Source organism: Pseudomonas sp. MPFS (genome assembly GCF_022537035.1).
In the GTDB taxonomy this organism is placed as follows: domain Bacteria; phylum Pseudomonadota; class Gammaproteobacteria; order Pseudomonadales; family Pseudomonadaceae; genus Aquipseudomonas; species Aquipseudomonas sessilinigenes.
This window is the reverse complement of record NZ_CP066123.1, coordinates 6,348,648-6,366,557: the sequence shown is the minus strand read 5'-3', so window position 1 is coordinate 6,366,557 and position 17,910 is coordinate 6,348,648. Positions and strand designations below refer to the sequence as shown.

General features: G+C 57.0%; 14 protein-coding genes, 2 tRNA genes and 2 rRNA genes. 9 read left to right on the top strand and 9 right to left on the bottom strand.

All coding sequences use genetic code 11. The features are described from left to right. Window positions 1-63: 63 nt before the first annotated feature. On the top strand, window positions 64-765 hold the full coding sequence (locus I9018_RS29305; protein ID WP_241108142.1) for a lipoate--protein ligase family protein: 702 nt from the start codon (window positions 64-66) through the stop codon (window positions 763-765). Here the strand turns inward: I9018_RS29305 and crp are convergent. Then, window positions 762-1,406: a cAMP-activated global transcriptional regulator CRP gene (gene crp, locus I9018_RS29300; protein WP_068575553.1), complete on the bottom strand. Its 645-nt coding sequence runs from the start codon at window positions 1,404-1,406 to the stop codon at window positions 762-764. The genes I9018_RS29305 and crp overlap by 4 nt on opposite strands. A 235-nt stretch (window positions 1,407-1,641) precedes the next feature. Between crp and I9018_RS29295 the strand changes: the two genes are divergently transcribed. Further along, window positions 1,642-2,064: an OsmC family protein gene (locus I9018_RS29295; protein ID WP_058434063.1), complete on the top strand. Its 423-nt coding sequence runs from the start codon at window positions 1,642-1,644 to the stop codon at window positions 2,062-2,064. Between the two features lie 69 nt (window positions 2,065-2,133). Here I9018_RS29295 and coq7 read toward each other — a convergent pair whose 3' ends face one another. The 6 genes from coq7 to hemJ all read right to left on the bottom strand — a co-directional run bounded on the left by coq7 (window position 2,134) and on the right by hemJ (window position 6,633). Continuing rightward, a complete protein-coding gene (coq7, locus tag I9018_RS29290; protein ID WP_068575551.1) occupies window positions 2,134-2,781 on the bottom strand; it encodes a 2-polyprenyl-3-methyl-6-methoxy-1,4-benzoquinone monooxygenase in 648 nt (215 codons plus the stop codon). Between the two features lie 114 nt (window positions 2,782-2,895). Next, window positions 2,896-3,234, bottom strand: a complete 339-nt coding sequence (locus I9018_RS29285; RefSeq protein WP_022641395.1) for a histidine triad nucleotide-binding protein — start codon at window positions 3,232-3,234, stop codon at window positions 2,896-2,898. A gap of 73 nt (window positions 3,235-3,307) precedes the next feature. Further along, entirely contained in the window at window positions 3,308-4,096 is a 789-nt protein-coding gene (locus I9018_RS29280; RefSeq protein ID WP_068575549.1) for an SDR family oxidoreductase, read from the bottom strand. Window positions 4,097-4,157: 61 nt separating this feature from the next. Continuing rightward, window positions 4,158-5,105: a DUF805 domain-containing protein gene (locus I9018_RS29275; RefSeq protein ID WP_241108141.1), complete on the bottom strand. Its 948-nt coding sequence runs from the start codon at window positions 5,103-5,105 to the stop codon at window positions 4,158-4,160. A gap of 95 nt (window positions 5,106-5,200) precedes the next feature. Further along, window positions 5,201-6,169: a nitronate monooxygenase family protein gene (locus I9018_RS29270; protein ID WP_124347253.1), complete on the bottom strand. Its 969-nt coding sequence runs from the start codon at window positions 6,167-6,169 to the stop codon at window positions 5,201-5,203. Window positions 6,170-6,201: 32 nt separating this feature from the next. Beyond that, complete coding sequence (gene hemJ, locus I9018_RS29265) at window positions 6,202-6,633, bottom strand: protoporphyrinogen oxidase HemJ (protein WP_053137565.1); 432 nt, start codon at window positions 6,631-6,633, stop codon at window positions 6,202-6,204. Between the two features lie 136 nt (window positions 6,634-6,769). Between hemJ and argC the strand changes: the two genes are divergently transcribed. After that, the gene (gene argC / locus I9018_RS29260; RefSeq protein WP_241108140.1) at window positions 6,770-7,804 is read left to right on the top strand and encodes an N-acetyl-gamma-glutamyl-phosphate reductase; all 1,035 of its coding nucleotides are present in this window, start codon (window positions 6,770-6,772) and stop codon (window positions 7,802-7,804) included. A gap of 169 nt (window positions 7,805-7,973) precedes the next feature. Then, window positions 7,974-8,324 (top strand): iron-sulfur cluster insertion protein ErpA, encoded by a 351-nt coding sequence (gene erpA / locus I9018_RS29255; RefSeq protein WP_011063789.1) that lies wholly within the window; start codon window positions 7,974-7,976, stop codon window positions 8,322-8,324. Window positions 8,325-8,391: 67 nt separating this feature from the next. Here erpA and I9018_RS29250 read toward each other — a convergent pair whose 3' ends face one another. Continuing rightward, window positions 8,392-9,483 carry an anhydro-N-acetylmuramic acid kinase gene (locus I9018_RS29250; RefSeq protein WP_241108139.1) on the bottom strand — a complete coding sequence of 364 codons (1,092 nt, stop codon included), beginning with the start codon at window positions 9,481-9,483 and terminating at the stop codon, window positions 8,392-8,394. A 3-nt stretch (window positions 9,484-9,486) separates the two neighbouring features. Further along, window positions 9,487-10,908, bottom strand: a complete 1,422-nt coding sequence (locus tag I9018_RS29245) for a peptidoglycan DD-metalloendopeptidase family protein (RefSeq protein WP_124348376.1) — start codon at window positions 10,906-10,908, stop codon at window positions 9,487-9,489. Between the two features lie 210 nt (window positions 10,909-11,118). On the opposite strand from I9018_RS29245, the gene tyrS reads away from it, so the two are divergent. From tyrS to I9018_RS29220, 5 genes are all read left to right on the top strand, one after another. Continuing rightward, window positions 11,119-12,318: a tyrosine--tRNA ligase gene (gene tyrS / locus I9018_RS29240; RefSeq protein WP_241108138.1), complete on the top strand. Its 1,200-nt coding sequence runs from the start codon at window positions 11,119-11,121 to the stop codon at window positions 12,316-12,318. Window positions 12,319-12,869: 551 nt separating this feature from the next. Beyond that, window positions 12,870-14,406: ribosomal RNA gene (locus tag I9018_RS29235) — 16S ribosomal RNA — on the top strand. A gap of 123 nt (window positions 14,407-14,529) precedes the next feature. Further along, window positions 14,530-14,606, top strand: a tRNA-Ile gene (locus I9018_RS29230). Between the two features lie 10 nt (window positions 14,607-14,616). Beyond that, window positions 14,617-14,692 (top strand) — tRNA-Ala (locus tag I9018_RS29225). A gap of 218 nt (window positions 14,693-14,910) precedes the next feature. Further along, window positions 14,911-17,802: ribosomal RNA gene (locus I9018_RS29220) — 23S ribosomal RNA — on the top strand. The 16S and 23S rRNA genes sit together here with 2 tRNA genes alongside, the layout of an rRNA operon. Window positions 17,803-17,910 lie beyond the last annotated feature (108 nt).

The following is a 17,910-nucleotide window of genomic DNA, read 5'->3' as shown; positions in this document are numbered from 1 at the left end:
TGACGATGAATGAGCCGGCGATGCCGGCTTTTTCATATCCATTGCCAAGGAATCTGCATTGCCATGATCCAACCCACTGCCCTTAGCGTCGAAGCCGGCCTGCAGGCCGAGCAGGATCTGCTGGCCCAGGTATGTGCCGGCGAACAGGAGTTCGGCCTGCTGTTCTGGCAGCCCAGCGATCGGGCGCTGGTCATGCCTCGACGCCTGAGTCGCTTGCCCGGTTTCGAACAGGCCTGCCTGGCCTCGGAGGCTAACGGTTGGCCGGTTTTGCTGCGCGAGACCGGCGGTGAGCCTGTGCCTCAGTCAGCCGCCACGGTGAACATCGCATTGGTCTATGCCCCGCCTCGTAGCGAGGGGGACCAGGGCCGGATCGAAACCGCTTATCGCCGCTTGTGCCAGCCGATCTGCGACCTGCTCATTGAGCTGGGCGGTACCCCCTCGCTGGGAGAGGTAGACGGCGCCTTCTGTGACGGACGCTTCAACGTCAATCTCGATGGCCGCAAGATGGTCGGTACAGCCCAGCGCTGGCGCCAGAGCAAAGGTGGCCAGAGGCCGGTGGGCCTGGTGCATGGTGCGCTGCTGCTGGAGAACGAGCGCGAGTCGATGGTGGGCGCGGTCAATACATTCAATCAGGCTTGCGGCCTGGAGCAGCGTTGTCGGGCCGAGAGTCATATCGCTTTGCATGAGGCTTTTGCCGCCCCGGATGCGATCGCACGCCTGGACAGCCTCTACCGGCAAATGCTCAGGGGCTTCCTGCCGGTTTAGCGGGTGCCGAAGACCACCATGGTCTTGCCCTTGACGTGTACCAGGTTGCGTTCTTCCAGGTCCTTGAGGACGCGACCGACCATTTCCCGAGAGCAGCCGACGATCCGGCCGATCTCCTGGCGGGTGACCTTGATCTGCATACCGTCCGGGTGAGTCATGGCGTCCGGTTGCTTGCACAATTCCAGCAGGCAACGGGCGACTCGCCCAGTTACATCGAAGAAGGCCAGGTCACCGACCTTGCGCGTGGTATTGCGCAGGCGCTGGGCAATCTGCCCGCTGAGGACGTAGAGAATGTCGGGGTCGTTCTGTGACAGCTCGCGGAACTTGGCGTAGCTGATCTCGGCGACTTCGCATTCCACCTTGGCTCGCACCCAGGCACTGCGCAGCTGTTCATGCCCGGGATCTTCGAACAGCCCCAACTCGCCGAAGAAGTCCCCGGCGTTGAGATAGGCGATGATCATTTCCCGACCGTCATCGTCCTCGATGAGGATGGTCACCGACCCCTTGATGATGAAGTACAGGCTGTCGGCCACATCACCGGCGCAGATGATGTTGCTTTTGGCCTGATACCGACGGCGCTGGCAATGCATCAGCAGCTTGTCGAGATTTTTAATCTTGGGAGTAGGGGTAATGGCAACCATGGTTGTATCCCGGAAAGCCTGCACGGTATGGGTGGTTTCTTATGGGGCGGAAAGCATCGGCGTCGAAAGCTGGCGATGCGCCATTCATTTGGCGTCAGCTTAACAGACACATCCCATGCAGATTTAAGAATTTTCTTACATGTGGGCTGCTTTTGGCATCACGATGGAGCTCACAGCCAGTGCAAAACCCTGTGCTAAGCTGGCGACCCTTTTTAAAAGCAGTGGAGTCTGGGCGATGAAGGCACGCATCCAATGGGCTGGCGAAGCCATGTTCCTCGGGGAGTCGGGCAGTGGCCATGTGGTAGTCATGGATGGCCCGCCCGAAGCCGGTGGGCGTAACCTGGGTGTTCGTCCGATGGAGATGCTTCTGCTGGGCGTAGGTGGTTGCAGCAACTTCGATGTGGTCAGCATCCTGAAGAAGTCGCGCCAGGCAGTTGAAAGCTGCGAGGCCTTCCTCGAGGCCGAGCGTGCCACCGAGGATCCGAAGGTCTTTACCAAGATCCACCTGCATTTCGTGGTCAAGGGCCGTGGCTTGAAAGAGGCCCAGGTCAAGCGCGCCGTTGAGCTGTCCGCCGAGAAGTACTGCTCGGCCTCGATCATGCTTGGCGCTGCGGGCGTCGCCATTACCCACGATTACGAGATTGTCGAGCTGGGCTGAGCGCCGGCAGGTTTCGTGGACAAAATAAAAGGGCGCTCAAGCGCCCTTTTTTGTGTCCGGAGTGCGGCTTCAGATGCGGTAGGTACTCTTGGTCATGACCTTGGCCAGCAGGCTCATGCCGAACTTCACCGGTGCCGGGAAGCGGAAGCCGCCAGCCTCAAGGGCCGTTTCGGCGTGGTGTTCCTCGTCGATGCGCATTTGCTCGAGGATGGCCCGGGACTTTTCATCTTCCGCAGGCAATTGCTCCAGGTGATCGTTCAGGTGCTTGCAGACCTGATCCTCGGTGGCGGCGACGAACCCCAGGCTGACCTTGTCGCTGATCAGGCCGGCGGCAGCGCCGATCCCGAATGAGAGACCGTAGAACAGCGGGTTGAGCACGCTGGGATGACTGCCCAATTGGCGAATGCGTTGTTCGCACCAAGCCAGGTGGTCGATTTCTTCCTCGGCGGCATGTTCCATGGCCTGGCGCACCTGCGGCAGTTTGGCTGTCAGGGCCTGGCCCTGGTAAAGCGCCTGGGCACAGACTTCCCCGGTGTGATTGATGCGCATCAGGCCGGCGACGTGCCGGGTATCCTCGTCACTCATCTGCGCTTCCGGCTGCACGATGGCCGGCGACGGGCGATAAGGTTGGCCACTGAACGGCAGCAGCGTACGCATGGCCATGTCGGCTTGCAGCAGCAGGCGGTCAATCGGCGAGTAGTGACGTTGGGTAGTCATGCTTATCTCCGGGAAGTATTACGGCGGCCAGTTTACTCCAATCGATGGGGTGAAACCTGCGCTGGATCAGCGCACCTTCGCCTCGGTTGGGCGAAAGGGCGCCGGAAGGGTCGATCAGCCCGGAGGCCAGTTCATCTGGCGTTGACCCAGGACATGCATATGAATGTGATAGACGGTCTGGCCGCCCATTTCATTGCAGTTCATCACCACTCGGAAGCCGTCCTCGCAACCTTGCTCCTTGGCCAGGCGCTGTGCGGTGAACAGGATATGTCCGGCCAGGGCCTTGTCGTCCTCGGTGAGGTCGTTGAGGGTGCGGATGGGTTTCTTCGGGATGACCAGGAAATGCACCGGCGCTTGCGGGGCGATGTCGTGGAAGGCCAGAACCTGGTCATCCTCGTAGATGATCTTCGCGGGTATTTCTCTGTTGATGATCTTGGTGAACAGAGTATCCACAGCTGTTTCTCCATTGGGTTGGTCCGGGCTGAGTTTACTCAGGCGCAAGCCCTGCGCCCAGCCCGGATGGTCTCTAGCGTGGGCAGTAGGCCCGGTTGACGTAGCCGACGATCTTGCGGGTCAGCCAGCGCGAGCTCAGGCGGTTGGCCAGGCTCATCCAGCGGTTCAAGCGCCCCGGGATAATGATGGCGCGATCCTTTTCCAGGGCTCGTACTGCATACAGCGCGACTTCCTCGGGGCTCATGAGCAATTTGCTGTCTTTGAGCTTCTGGGTATCCATGTGCGCGTTATGAAAAAAGCCAGTGCGGGTCGGCCCAGGGCAGAGCACCGATACCTTTACCGCGCACTTTTTCAGTTCTTCACGCAGTCCTTCGGAGAAATGCAGGACGTAGGCCTTGCTGGCGTAGTACGTACTCATCCAGGGGCCCGGATGGAAGGCCGCGACCGAGGCGACGTTGAGGATCTGGCCACCGCCCAGCAGTGCCATGCTGTTGCCCAACGCATGGCAGAGGCGGGTGAGGGCGAGGATGTTGACCTCGATCAGGTCCTGCTCGGTCATCCAGTCCTGGGCCAGGAACGGGCCGCTGGTACCTATGCCTGCGCAGTTGACCAGCAGGTCTATCTGCCGGTCGCCTTCTTCCAGTTCCAGCAGGAAGCCGGACAGCCTCAGGGGTTCGCCCAGGTCGCAGGCGCGGAACAGAACCTCGACGCCGAAGCGCTGGGTCAGTTCCAGGGCAATACTTTCCAGCTGATCACGCTGGCGGGCCACCAGGAGCAGGTTGCGGCCGCGCCGGGCCAGGGCTTCGGCCATGGCCAGGCCTATGCCGCTGGAAGCGCCAGTGATCAGAGCGTAACGGGTCATGCAGTTCTCCATCGCAACGGCCGACGGCCCGCGACAGGGAGGGTCGCAGGCTTGGACGCGTCTATTCTTCGTCGGATTCTACAGGGCTCGCGGCCTCGGCGGCTTCTTCGGCGGCCGCTGCTGCATCAGTCGCAGCGCTTTCGGCCTCGTCACTGCTGGAGTCGTAGGACTCGCTGTAGCTGGTTTCGCTATAGCGGTCTTCCAGGGAGCTGAGGCCGCCGGCCACCATGCCGACGATGATCACCAGCAGCAGTACTACCCACATCCAGGACAGGACTTTCACTGCCGTGGTGTTGGGCGGCGGCGGGGCACCATAGCGGTTGGCCACGTTGCTGCCGGGGCTGACCATCAGTACCAGAGGGAAGATGCTGCCGACGATGGGAACGAAGTTCAGCAGCCACAGCCAGCCCGACCAGCCCAGGTCATGCAGGCGTTGAACGCTGATCTGGATGCTGACGACGATGAAACCGATGAATACGATTACCCCGGCGAAAATGCCCAGCCCCATGAGCAGCGTGGAGTTGAGCAGGGTCGCGGTGATCGCTCCGAACAACGCGCCGACCCCGATCACGGCCAGCAAGGCGACGGTCAGTACCAGGGTCCAGGCCAGGTAGCGCAGGCGACCGATGCGCCCTTCGAAACTGAAGACGTTGAGCATCGCGTATTGAGGGATGGCATCGCCGACCGAGGCTTGTGGTGGTGCATAAGGCGAGTCCGCCACGGTGGCTGGACGAGGAGCTGCCGGGGTGACCGCTTCCAGGCTCAGCTCCAGGGTCGGTTCGGCTTCGATCCGGGCATCGAGCCCTGCGTTTTTCAGGGCTTCCAGATAGCGCTGTGCATCGGCCTGGGTCAGGTCGCGCTTGAGCTCTACCGGTTGCCCGTTGAACAGGCGTTCCACTGCGGCAGTGTCGGTTTTGAACAGCTCGGCGAGGTTCAGTTGTGCCGTGGTTTTTTCGACACCTGGCAACAATGTGCCGTCGAAGACGATTTTGTAGCGGGTTTCGCTCATGGGGGCATCCCTGTCACTTGAAATGAAGGCTTACAGCAAAGACACGTAGTTTAAGGCCAGCGCCCCCTGGCTGGCCAAAAAACTATGAGAACTGGTTATCGTGGCCAGCGTTTGGGTAGCTGTGCCGAGCGTTCCAGGGCGTTGCGATATTCCTTGTCCAGCCGCTGGATCAACTGGTCGACGCTGGGCAGGTCGCCGATCTCACCGACGCCTTGGCCGGCTGACCAAACGGTTTTCCAGGCCTTGGCTTCATCGCTGATGGGCTTGAGTTTGGAGCCGAAGTTGATTTCACCCTTGCCTTGCAGTGCGGCCATATCGAAGCCGGCGTTCTCCAGGCTTTGACGCATGAAGCTGGCGGGCACCCCGGAGACTGCGGCGGTGTGCACGATATCGGCGGCTTGTGAGCCCAACAGCATGTCCTTGTAGCCTTGGGGGGCGTGGCTCTCGGTGGTGGCGATGAAGCGGGTACCGAGGTAGGCCAGGTCGGCGCCGAGGACCTGGGCGGCGAGAATCTCGTGGCCGTGGTTCAGGCAGCCGGCCAGTAGCAGGGTTTTATCGAAAAACTGGCGGATCTCGGCCACCAGCGAGAATGGGCTCCAGGTTCCGGCGTGGCCACCGGCACCGGCGGCTACGGCGATCAGGCCATCGACCCCGGCCTGTGCGGCCTTCTCGGCATGGCGGCGAGTGGTGACGTCATGGAATACCAGGCCACCGTAGCTATGTACGGCATCCACCACCTCCTTGACTGCCCCGAGGCTGGTGATGACGATTGGTACCTTGTGCTCGATGCAGATTTCCAGATCTGCCTGCAGCCGTGGGTTGCTGTTGTGCACGATCAGGTTCACGGCATAGGGCGCGGGATTCTCCAGGATGGCCAGGCCCGCTTCGATCTCCTCCAGCCAGGCCTTGAAACCGCTGCTTTCGCGTTGGTTGAGTGCCGGGAAGCTACCGACCACGCCGTTGCGACAGCAGGCCAGGACCAGTTCTGGATTGGAGATCAGGAACATCGGAGCCGCCACCACGGGCAGGCGCAAGCGTTGTTCGAGCAAAGCGGGCAGAGACATCGGTATACCCCCGGGAAAGCAGCTAGATAGAGTTAGAACGGTCTGACGACGACCAGAATTACAATAGCCAGCAATAGCAGAACCGGTACTTCATTGAACCAGCGATAAAAGACATGGCTGCGGGCGTTTTCGCCACGGGCGAAGCGCTTAACCTGCGCGCCGCACATGTGGTGGTAGCCGATCAGGATCACGACCAGGGTGAGCTTGGCGTGCATCCAGCCGCCTTGGCTGAAGTAGGCTCCGGGGTTGAGGCTGATCAGCCCGATGCCGAAGACCAGTGCCGCGATCATTGCCGGGCCCATGATGAAGCGATAGAGCTTGCGCTCCATGACGCAGAAACGCTCGCGGCTGATGCTGTCCTCGCTTTGGGCGTGATAGACGAACAGGCGCGGCAGGTAGAACAGGCCGGCAAACCAGCAGACCACGCTGACGATATGAAAGGCCTTGAGCCATAGATAGAGCATTTTTGGTTATCCCCCAGATTCACGGTTGCGCGATAGTAGAGGCTAGAGCGTCCATACGTCACCTTGACGGTTGTCGCAGGGGGTTCCCGCCCCTATTATCGGCAGCTTTCCAGTGGGTTCGTTGAGGGCAAGGTTTATGGTCAAGGTCGGTATCGTCGGCGGCACGGGTTACACCGGGGTCGAGTTGTTGCGTCTGTTGGCACAACACCCACAGGCACGGGTAGAGGTCATCACCTCGCGATCCGAAGCGGGCCTGGCCGTTGCCGACATGTACCCGAACCTGCGCGGTCACTATGACGGCCTGGCCTTCAGCGTGCCGGATATCAAGACCCTGGGCGCTTGTGACGTGGTGTTTTTCGCCACCCCCCACGGTGTCGCCCATGCCTTGGCTGGCGAGCTGCTGGCGGCGGGAACCAAGGTCATCGACCTGTCGGCAGACTTTCGCCTGCAAGACGCCGATGAGTGGGCCAAGTGGTATGGCCAGCCTCATGGCGCTCCCGAGCTGCTGGACGAGGCGGTCTATGGCTTGCCGGAAGTCAATCGCGAAAAGATCAAGCAGGCGCGCCTGATTGCGGTGCCGGGTTGCTATCCAACGGCGACCCAACTGGGTTTCCTGCCTCTGCTGGAAGCCGGCCTGGCTGATACGTCCCGCCTGATCGCCGACTGCAAGTCGGGTGTCAGCGGAGCAGGTCGTGGTGCCAGCGTGGGCTCGCTGTATTCCGAAACCTCCGAGAGCATGAAGGCCTATGCCGTCAAAGGGCATCGCCATCTGCCGGAAATCCGCCAGGGCCTGCGCCGTGCGGCGGGGAAGGATGTCGGCCTGACCTTCGTGCCGCACCTGACACCCATGATCCGTGGTATCCACTCCACGCTTTATGCTAGCGTCGTGGACAAGTCGGTCGATCTGCAAGCCCTGTTCGAGAAGCGTTACGCCAACGAACCGTTCGTCGACGTCATGCCCGCGGGCAGCCACCCGGAGACTCGTAGCGTGCGGGGTGCCAATGTCTGCCGTATTGCCGTGCACCGGCCGCAGGGTGACGACCTGGTAGTGGTGCTGTCGGTGATCGACAACCTGGTCAAGGGAGCTTCTGGCCAGGCGGTGCAGAACCTCAACATCCTGTTCGGCCTGGATGAGCGCCTGGGCCTGTCCCATGCGGGCATGCTGCCTTAAGGTCGCTGTTGCGCTGGAGAAAAAGGCCCGTTTGACGGGCCTTTTTGCGTCATGGGCATTGCTGTACGACTATTGATATACCGTAACAATAGTTGACCGCTTTTCTGGGAGAAGCGGATAATGCGCGTCATCACGCAGTATGGCGGCGTAACGCCGGGAGATAGTCAGCATGAGCGTTGAATCCTTCACCCCCACGGCTTTGCAATTCACTCAAGGTGCAGCGCACAAGGTGAAGACCCTGGTCGATGAAGAGGGGAATGATCGCTTGAAGCTGCGCGTATTCGTTACGGGCGGCGGTTGTTCGGGGTTCCAGTACGGTTTCACCTTCGATGAAGAAGTAGCCGAGGATGACACCATCGTTGAGCGCGAAGGTGTGAGCCTGGTTGTTGACCCGATGAGTTTCCAGTACCTGGCAGGTGCCGAGGTGGATTATCAGGAAGGCCTGGAAGGCTCGCGTTTCGTGATCAAGAATCCTAACGCCACGACTACTTGTGGTTGCGGGTCTTCGTTCTCGATCTAGTCAGGCAGCAAAAGCTTTCTCTAGCGCCGCAGGACCCATGGTCCTGCGGCGTTTTGCTGTCTGGCACTCAAGCTGGATAGATCGCGCCCAAGATACGAGGGCCCCGGGCTCCAGTAACGCTGGGGCGATTGCCTGCTATGCCTTCCAGGCAGCAATGGGCTAGCCAGGCGAATGCCATGGCTTCGACCCAGTCTGGATCGACACCATAGAGCGCCGTACTGTTGACCTGGGCTCCAGGCAATAGCGCCGCCAGGCGCTGCATCAGGGCTGCGTTGTGGGCCCCGCCGCCACATACCAGCAGTTCCTGTGTTTCGGCCTGGGCTGCCTGTAGGGATTCGACGATGGTCAAGGCCGTCAACTCCAGTAGGGTGGCTTGTACGTTCGCGGCCGGAACTGCCGGGTGCCGTACCAGATGTTGTTGCAGCCACTGGAGATTGAAGACTTCGCGTCCGGTACTTTTGGGGCCCTGGGTCGCGAAGAACGGATCGTTGAGCAGGGTCTTCAGTAGCGGGGCATCAACTTGGCCGCTGGCCGCCCATTGACCGTCACGATCGAAGCTTTCCCCTCGTTGCAACTGGATCCAGGCATCGAGCAAGACGTTGCCCGGGCCGCAGTCGAAGCCTGCGACTGGCTTGGCAGTCTCGATCAGGCTCAGGTTGCTGAAGCCTCCGACATTCAACACCGCACGGTTGCCGGGGCGTTGTTCGAACAGCGCTTCGTGAAATGCAGGAACCAGGGGGGCGCCTTGTCCGCCTGCGGCTACGTCGCGACTACGGAAATCACTGACGACAGTGATTTCCGTGAGTTCGGTGAGCAGTGCCGGGTTGCCTATCTGCACCGTGAAACCACGGCTCGGCTCGTGGCGTACGGTCTGCCCGTGGCTACCAATGGCGCGGATATCACGGGCTTGTAGGTGCTGGCGTTGCAGGAGGCTGTGGATACCTTCGGCTGCCAGTCGGACCCAATGTTGCTGGGCAATGGCAGAGCGAGCGATCTCATCGGGGCCGCTGGCGCACAAGCTCAGGAGCTCGGCGCGCAGGGATGAGGGCATGGGGATGTAGTGGGTGGCGACCAACTTGATCGCCGGGCTTTGCTCGATCAGGGCGATGTCCAGCCCATCAAGACTGGTCCCGGACATCACGCCTATATAGAGCGCCATGGCTTAGCGCTTGCTCGAGGCCAGCATGGTGGCCTTTTCCTGGTCCATTCGGGCCATTAATGGCTGGCTCTGCTGGAGGAAGCGTGGGCGCTCTGCCTTGGCGATCGGGTCGGCCATTGGCAGTTTCTGACCCAGCGGGTCGACATGGACGCCGTTGACCTGGAATTCATAGTGCAGGTGCGGTCCGGTGGACAAGCCGGTGGTGCCGATGTAGCCGATGACCTGGCCCTGCTTCACCGAACCACCTGTCTTGACGCCCTTGGCGAAGCCCTGCATATGGCCGTAGAGAGTGCGATAGGTGTTGCCGTGCTGAATGATCACGGTGTTGCCATAACCGCCGCGACGACCTGCCAACAGGACTTTGCCATCGCCGGCTGCCTTGATCGGCGTGCCCCGTGGGGCCGCATAGTCGACGCCTTTGTGGGCGCGGATCTTGTTCAGGATCGGGTGTTTGCGACCGGCCGAAAAACGCGAACTGATGCGGGCGAAGTCTACCGGGGTACGGATGAACGCCTTGCGCATGCTGTTGCCATCAGCGGTGTAGTAGCTGCTGGAGCCTTGTTTGTTGGTATAGCGTACGGCGGTGTAGGTCTTGCCGCGGTTGGTGAAGCGTGCAGAAAGGATGTTGCCGGTGCCTACTACCTTGCCATTGGCGACCTTCTGTTCGTAGATCACGTCAAACTCGTCACCCTGGCGAATATCCTGGGCGAAGTCGATGTCGTAGCCGAAGACGTTCGCCATATCCATGGTCAGGCTGTGGGAGAGCCCTGCGCGAGCGGCCGATTGTGACAAGGAGCTGTTGATGACCCCGTGGACATAGGCGGAGCGGACCACCGGCTTGGTGGTGACCTTGGCGAAAGCGAAGCCTTTCGGGCCCTTGGTGAGGGTAATGGTCTCAAGGTCGCTGACCTTGCTGTGGAGTTTGTTCAGCTGGCCATCGGGGGTCAGTTCGAATTCGAGCTTCTGGCCATGCTTTAGCTGAGAAAACTGCTTGGCCTGCTTGTCGCTGGCCAGTACTTCGTGGACGGCGGTTGCTGGCAGGCCAACTTTTTCGAACAGCGTCGAGAGAGTATCGCCCTTGGCGACAAGGACTTCGCGATGACCTGGAGCCTTGGGCTCTTCTGCAACGGCAGGAGTCGATTCGACCTCTGCTTTTTCTGTAGGCGCTGGGGTTGCGTCATCGATCTGGGCGAATGGCGGGGCAACCGCTTCATTTGTGGCTTGTTCGGTAGATGCGGCGTCTTGATCTTGTCGCAGTTGTTCGATCGGACTTTCCAGATCAAGACTCAATGTCGTTTTTTTGGCCTCTACATCGCTGGAGGGAAATACCAGCAAGGCCAGGCTGAGAAGGGCGGCGATGCCACTTGCGGCGAGCAGGTGGCTCTTCGGATAAAGCGGTGGCGCTTTAGGCGGTTCGGTGCTCATAGGTAATTTGACTTTGAAAAAGATGAAATGGAAAAGATGAATGACATGATGAAGATGAAATAACTGTATAAAATATAACCAAATCATCTGTGACGCAAGCGCGCGGTCGCTCCCTTCTCCTGTCGTTTCCGTACGCCGGGCAAAACTTGTAATTAGTGCGTGATCTTGTATGGTTGGTTCCTTTTTGAGTCTGAGCCTTACGGGTCTGTTATGAAGTCGGTTGAAGAACAGCTAGCGCTGATCAAACGTGGTGCGGAAGAGTTGTTGGTCGAATCCGAGCTGGTCGAGAAGCTCAAGCGCGGCGAGCCGCTGCGTATCAAGGCGGGCTTCGATCCGACTGCGCCGGATCTGCACCTCGGGCATACCGTGCTTATTAATAAGCTGCGTCAGTTCCAGGACCTGGGGCACCAGGTCATCTTCCTGATTGGCGATTTCACCGGCATGATCGGTGATCCCAGTGGCAAGAGTGCTACGCGCCCGCCGTTGACTCGTGAACAGGTCCTGGACAACGCCGAAACCTACAAGAGCCAAGTCTTCAAGATCCTGGATCCGGCCAAGACCGAGGTGGCGTTCAACTCCACCTGGATGGACAAAATGGGGCCGGCAGACTTCATTCGCCTGACTTCCCAGTACACCGTTGCGCGCATGTTGGAGCGAGATGACTTCGACAAGCGCTACTCTACCAACCAGCCGATCGCGATCCATGAGTTCCTCTATCCGCTGGTGCAGGGTTATGACTCGGTTGCTCTGCAAGCGGATGTTGAGCTGGGAGGGACTGATCAGAAGTTCAACCTGCTAATGGGTCGTGAACTGCAGCGTGGCTATGGCCAGGAGGCTCAGTGCATCTTGACCATGCCTCTGCTCGAAGGGTTGGATGGTGTCAAGAAGATGTCCAAGTCCCTGGGTAACTACGTTGGTATTCAGGAAGCCCCGGGGGTGATGTACAGCAAGCTGGTGTCTATCCCTGATGCTCTGATGTGGCGTTACTTCGAGTTGCTCAGCTTCCGCTCGATGGACGAGATCAATGCCTTCAGGGCTGATGTAGAGGCAGGAGCGAATCCGCGCGATATCAAGATCAAGCTGGCCGAAGAGATCGTGGCTCGTTTCCATGGTGAAGAGGCTGCTGCGAATGCTCATCGTGCTGCGGGCAACCGTATGAAGGAAGGTGAGTTGCCGGATGATCTGCCAGAGGTCGAGTTGGTTGTTGTCGAGGACATGCCCATCGCTGCAGTTCTTAATAAGGCAGGGTTGGTGAAGAACTCGGCAGTGGCTCGAGACCTTCTGAACTCTGGTGGTGTGCGTGTTGATGCTCAGGTAGTAGATCGTGCCTTTATATGTACAGTGGGTTCGACCTATGTTTGCCAGGCCGGCAAGAAGGCTTTTGCACGCATTACGCTTAAGGCCGAATAAAACTGAAAATAAGTGTTGACGGCGAGTTTAATGTCTCTATAATTCGCCCCACTTCCGGCGCAGTCGAAACGGAAAACTCCTTGAGATTCAACGAGTTACGAAGATTTCGATAGCGGTCACGCTTCAGTTCATCGAAGCCCGAAAGGAGCTGATAAGGCAGCGAAAGTAGCCTTGTTAGCGTTTCGATCCTCTCGATCGAAAGCGGTTAAAAAGAGGTGTTGACAGCAGCGTGTAACGCTGTAGAATTCGCCTCCCGCTAACGAGAGATCGAAAGCGCAAGTGGTTGAAGTTACAAAGGAAACTTTGAAAGCTTCTTGAAAAAATCACTTGACAGCAAATGAGGCTGCTGTAGAATGCGCGCCTCGGTTGAGACGAAAGATCTTAACCAACCGCTCTTTAACAACTGAATCAAGCAATTCGTGTGGGTGCTTGTGTAGTTAGACTGATAGTCAAAAAGATTGTCAGCATCACAAGTGACCATTCGAGAAATCAAATAGTCATTTGAGATTGCTGAGCCAAGTTTAGGGTTTCTTAAAAACCCAAGCAGTATTGAACTGAAGAGTTTGATCATGGCTCAGATTGAACGCTGGCGGCAGGCCTAACACATGCAAGTCGAGCGGATGAAGTGAGCTTGCTCACGGATTCAGCGGCGGACGGGTGAGTAATGCCTAGGAATCTGCCTGGTAGTGGGGGATAACGTTTCGAAAGGAGCGCTAATACCGCATACGTCCTACGGGAGAAAGCAGGGGACCTTCGGGCCTTGCGCTATCAGATGAGCCTAGGTCGGATTAGCTAGTTGGTGAGGTAATGGCTCACCAAGGCGACGATCCGTAACTGGTCTGAGAGGATGATCAGTCACACTGGAACTGAGACACGGTCCAGACTCCTACGGGAGGCAGCAGTGGGGAATATTGGACAATGGGCGAAAGCCTGATCCAGCCATGCCGCGTGTGTGAAGAAGGTCTTCGGATTGTAAAGCACTTTAAGTTGGGAGGAAGGGCAGTAAGCTAATATCTTGCTGTTTTGACGTTACCGACAGAATAAGCACCGGCTAACTCTGTGCCAGCAGCCGCGGTAATACAGAGGGTGCAAGCGTTAATCGGAATTACTGGGCGTAAAGCGCGCGTAGGTGGTTTGTTAAGTTGGATGTGAAAGCCCCGGGCTCAACCTGGGAACTGCATCCAAAACTGGCAAGCTAGAGTATGGTAGAGGGTGGTGGAATTTCCTGTGTAGCGGTGAAATGCGTAGATATAGGAAGGAACACCAGTGGCGAAGGCGACCACCTGGACTGATACTGACACTGAGGTGCGAAAGCGTGGGGAGCAAACAGGATTAGATACCCTGGTAGTCCACGCCGTAAACGATGTCAACTAGCCGTTGGGGTCCTTGAGACTTTAGTGGCGCAGCTAACGCATTAAGTTGACCGCCTGGGGAGTACGGCCGCAAGGTTAAAACTCAAATGAATTGACGGGGGCCCGCACAAGCGGTGGAGCATGTGGTTTAATTCGAAGCAACGCGAAGAACCTTACCAGGCCTTGACATGCAGAGAACTTTCCAGAGATGGATTGGTGCCTTCGGGAACTCTGACACAGGTGCTGCATGGCTGTCGTCAGCTCGTGTCGTGAGATGTTGGGTTAAGTCCCGTAACGAGCGCAACCCTTGTCCTTAGTTACCAGCACGTTATGGTGGGCACTCTAAGGAGACTGCCGGTGACAAACCGGAGGAAGGTGGGGATGACGTCAAGTCATCATGGCCCTTACGGCCTGGGCTACACACGTGCTACAATGGTCGGTACAGAGGGTTGCCAAGCCGCGAGGTGGAGCTAATCCCACAAAACCGATCGTAGTCCGGATCGCAGTCTGCAACTCGACTGCGTGAAGTCGGAATCGCTAGTAATCGCGAATCAGAATGTCGCGGTGAATACGTTCCCGGGCCTTGTACACACCGCCCGTCACACCATGGGAGTGGGTTGCACCAGAAGTAGCTAGTCTAACCTTCGGGAGGACGGTTACCACGGTGTGATTCATGACTGGGGTGAAGTCGTAACAAGGTAGCCGTAGGGGAACCTGCGGCTGGATCACCTCCTTAATCGACGACATCAGCTGCTTCATAAGCTCCCACACGAATTGCTTGATTCATTGAAGAAGACGATAGAAGCAGCTTTAAGCTCCAAGCTGATAGCTCCAAGCTAACAGTTACAAGCTCGAAATTGGGTCTGTAGCTCAGTTGGTTAGAGCGCACCCCTGATAAGGGTGAGGTCGGCAGTTCGAATCTGCCCAGACCCACCAATTTTGTTATGGGGCCATAGCTCAGCTGGGAGAGCGCCTGCCTTGCACGCAGGAGGTCAGCGGTTCGATCCCGCTTGGCTCCACCATAAACTGCTTCTGAAAGCTTAGAAATGAGCATTCAAATCGAATGTTGATTTCTAGTCTTTTGATTAGATCGTTCTTTAAAAATTTGGGTATGTGATAGAAAGATAGACTGAACACTACTTTCACTGGTAGTGGATCAGGCTAAGGTAAAGTTTGTAAATATTGCAAACTTTCGGCGAATGTCGTCTTCACAGTATAACCAGATTGCTTGGGGTTATATGGTCAAGTGAAGAAGCGCATACGGTGGATGCCTTGGCAGTCAGAGGCGATGAAAGACGTGGTAGCCTGCGATAAGCTTCGGGGAGTCGGCAAACAGACTTTGATCCGGAGATCTCTGAATGGGGGAACCCAGCCATCATAAGATGGTTATCTTACACTGAATACATAGGTGTAAGAGGCGAACCAGGGGAACTGAAACATCTAAGTACCCTGAGGAAAAGAAATCAACCGAGATTCCCTTAGTAGTGGCGAGCGAACGGGGACTAGCCCTTAAGCTTCTTTGATTTTAGCGGAACGCTCTGGAAAGTGCGGCCATAGTGGGTGATAGCCCTGTACGCGAAAGGATCTTAGAAGTGAAATCGAGTAGGACGGGGCACGAGAAACCTTGTCTGAATATGGGGGGACCATCCTCCAAGGCTAAATACTACTGACTGACCGATAGTGAACTAGTACCGTGAGGGAAAGGCGAAAAGAACCCCGGAGAGGGGAGTGAAATAGATCCTGAAACCGTATGCGTACAAGCAGTGGGAGCAGACTTTGTTCTGTGACTGCGTACCTTTTGTATAATGGGTCAGCGACTTATATTCAGTGGCAAGCTTAACCGAATAGGGGAGGCGTAGCGAAAGCGAGTCTTAATAGGGCGTTTAGTCGCTGGGTATAGACCCGAAACCGGGCGATCTATCCATGGGCAGGTTGAAGGTTAGGTAACACTGACTGGAGGACCGAACCGACTACCGTTGAAAAGTTAGCGGATGACCTGTGGATCGGAGTGAAAGGCTAATCAAGCTCGGAGATAGCTGGTTCTCCTCGAAAGCTATTTAGGTAGCGCCTCATGTATCACTGTAGGGGGTAGAGCACTGTTTCGGCTAGGGGGTCATCCCGACTTACCAAACCGATGCAAACTCCGAATACCTACAAGTGCCGAGCATGGGAGACACACGGCGGGTGCTAACGTCCGTCGTGAAAAGGGAAACAACCCAGACCGTCAGCTAAGGTCCCAAAGTTATGGTTAAGTGGGAAACGATGTGGGAAGGCTTAGACAGCTAGGAGGTTGGCTTAGAAGCAGCCACCCTTTAAAGAAAGCGTAATAGCTCACTAGTCGAGTCGGCCTGCGCGGAAGATGTAACGGGGCTCAAACCATACACCGAAGCTACGGGTATCACGTAAGTGATGCGGTAGAGGAGCGTTCTGTAAGCCTGTGAAGGTGAGTTGAGAAGCTTGCTGGAGGTATCAGAAGTGCGAATGCTGACATGAGTAACGACAATGCGAGTGAAAAACTCGCACGCCGAAAGACCAAGGTTTCCTGCGCAACGTTAATCGACGCAGGGTTAGTCGGTCCCTAAGGCGAGGCTGAAAAGCGTAGTCGATGGAAAACAGGTTAATATTCCTGTACTTCTAGTTATTGCGATGGAGGGACGGAGAAGGCTAGGCCAGCTTGGCGTTGGTTGTCCAAGTTTAAGGTGGTAGGCTGAGATCTTAGGTAAATCCGGGATCTTAAGGCCGAGAGCTGATGACGAGTTACCTTTTAGGTGACGAAGTGGTTGATGCCATGCTTCCAAGAAAAGCTTCTAAGCTTCAGATAACTAGGAACCGTACCCCAAACCGACACAGGTGGTTGGGTAGAGAATACCAAGGCGCTTGAGAGAACTCGGGTGAAGGAACTAGGCAAAATGGCACCGTAACTTCGGGAGAAGGTGCGCCGGTGAGGGTGAAGGACTTGCTCCGTAAGCCCATGCCGGTCGAAGATACCAGGCCGCTGCGACTGTTTATTAAAAACACAGCACTCTGCAAACACGAAAGTGGACGTATAGGGTGTGACGCCTGCCCGGTGCCGGAAGGTTAATTGATGGGGTTAGCGCAAGCGAAGCTCTTGATCGAAGCCCCGGTAAACGGCGGCCGTAACTATAACGGTCCTAAGGTAGCGAAATTCCTTGTCGGGTAAGTTCCGACCTGCACGAATGGCGTAACGATGGCGGCGCTGTCTCCACCCGAGACTCAGTGAAATTGAAATCGCTGTGAAGATGCAGTGTATCCGCGGCTAGACGGAAAGACCCCGTGAACCTTTACTATAGCTTTGCACTGGACTTTGAATTTGCTTGTGTAGGATAGGTGGGAGGCTTTGAAGCGTGGACGCCAGTCTGCGTGGAGCCATCCTTGAAATACCACCCTGGCAACTTTGAGGTTCTAACTCAGGTCCGTTATCCGGATCGAGGACAGTGTATGGTGGGTAGTTTGACTGGGGCGGTCTCCTCCTAAAGAGTAACGGAGGAGTACGAAGGTGCGCTCAGACCGGTCGGAAATCGGTCGCAGAGTATAAAGGCAAAAGCGCGCTTGACTGCGAGACAAACACGTCGAGCAGGTACGAAAGTAGGTCTTAGTGATCCGGTGGTTCTGTATGGAAGGGCCATCGCTCAACGGATAAAAGGTACTCCGGGGATAACAGGCTGATACCGCCCAAGAGTTCATATCGACGGCGGTGTTTGGCACCTCGATGTCGGCTCATCACATCCTGGGGCTGAAGCCGGTCCCAAGGGTATGGCTGTTCGCCATTTAAAGTGGTACGCGAGCTGGGTTTAGAACGTCGTGAGACAGTTCGGTCCCTATCTGCCGTGGACGTTTGAGATTTGAGAGGGGCTGCTCCTAGTACGAGAGGACCGGAGTGGACGAACCTCTGGTGTTCCGGTTGTCACGCCAGTGGCATTGCCGGGTAGCTATGTTCGGAAAAGATAACCGCTGAAAGCATCTAAGCGGGAAACTTGCCTCAAGATGAGATCTCACTGGGATCTTGAATCCCCTAAAGGGCCGTCGAAGACTACGACGTTGATAGGTTGGGTGTGTAAGCGCTGTGAGGCGTTGAGCTAACCAATACTAATTGCCCGTGAGGCTTGACCATATAACACCCAAGCAATTTGCTTAAGAGCGAGTTGCGGTGTGTGAAGACGCACGAACCGAAAGTTTGCAGCACACAAACCTATTGCATACCCATTCGCTGGAACGTTGC

Bases quoted from the DNA above. Each gene is read 5' to 3' on its own strand.
- coq7 (WP_068575551.1), bottom strand. From the start codon at position 2,781: ATGACTACCCAACGTCACTACTCGCCGATTGACCGCCTGCTGCTGCAA.
- argC (WP_241108140.1), top strand. From the start codon at position 6,770: ATGGTCAAGGTCGGTATCGTCGGCGGCACGGGTTACACCGGGGTCGAG.
- crp (WP_068575553.1), bottom strand. From the start codon at position 1,406: ATGGTTGCCATTACCCCTACTCCCAAGATTAAAAATCTCGACAAGCTG.
- I9018_RS29295 (WP_058434063.1), top strand. From the start codon at position 1,642: ATGAAGGCACGCATCCAATGGGCTGGCGAAGCCATGTTCCTCGGGGAG.
- erpA (WP_011063789.1), top strand. From the start codon at position 7,974: ATGAGCGTTGAATCCTTCACCCCCACGGCTTTGCAATTCACTCAAGGT.
- tyrS (WP_241108138.1), top strand. From the start codon at position 11,119: ATGAAGTCGGTTGAAGAACAGCTAGCGCTGATCAAACGTGGTGCGGAA.
- I9018_RS29250 (WP_241108139.1), bottom strand. From the start codon at position 9,483: ATGGCGCTCTATATAGGCGTGATGTCCGGGACCAGTCTTGATGGGCTG.
- hemJ (WP_053137565.1), bottom strand. From the start codon at position 6,633: ATGCTCTATCTATGGCTCAAGGCCTTTCATATCGTCAGCGTGGTCTGC.
- I9018_RS29275 (WP_241108141.1), bottom strand. From the start codon at position 5,105: ATGAGCGAAACCCGCTACAAAATCGTCTTCGACGGCACATTGTTGCCA.
- I9018_RS29280 (WP_068575549.1), bottom strand. From the start codon at position 4,096: ATGACCCGTTACGCTCTGATCACTGGCGCTTCCAGCGGCATAGGCCTG.
- I9018_RS29245 (WP_124348376.1), bottom strand. From the start codon at position 10,908: ATGAGCACCGAACCGCCTAAAGCGCCACCGCTTTATCCGAAGAGCCAC.
- I9018_RS29305 (WP_241108142.1), top strand. From the start codon at position 64: ATGATCCAACCCACTGCCCTTAGCGTCGAAGCCGGCCTGCAGGCCGAG.
- I9018_RS29270 (WP_124347253.1), bottom strand. From the start codon at position 6,169: ATGTCTCTGCCCGCTTTGCTCGAACAACGCTTGCGCCTGCCCGTGGTG.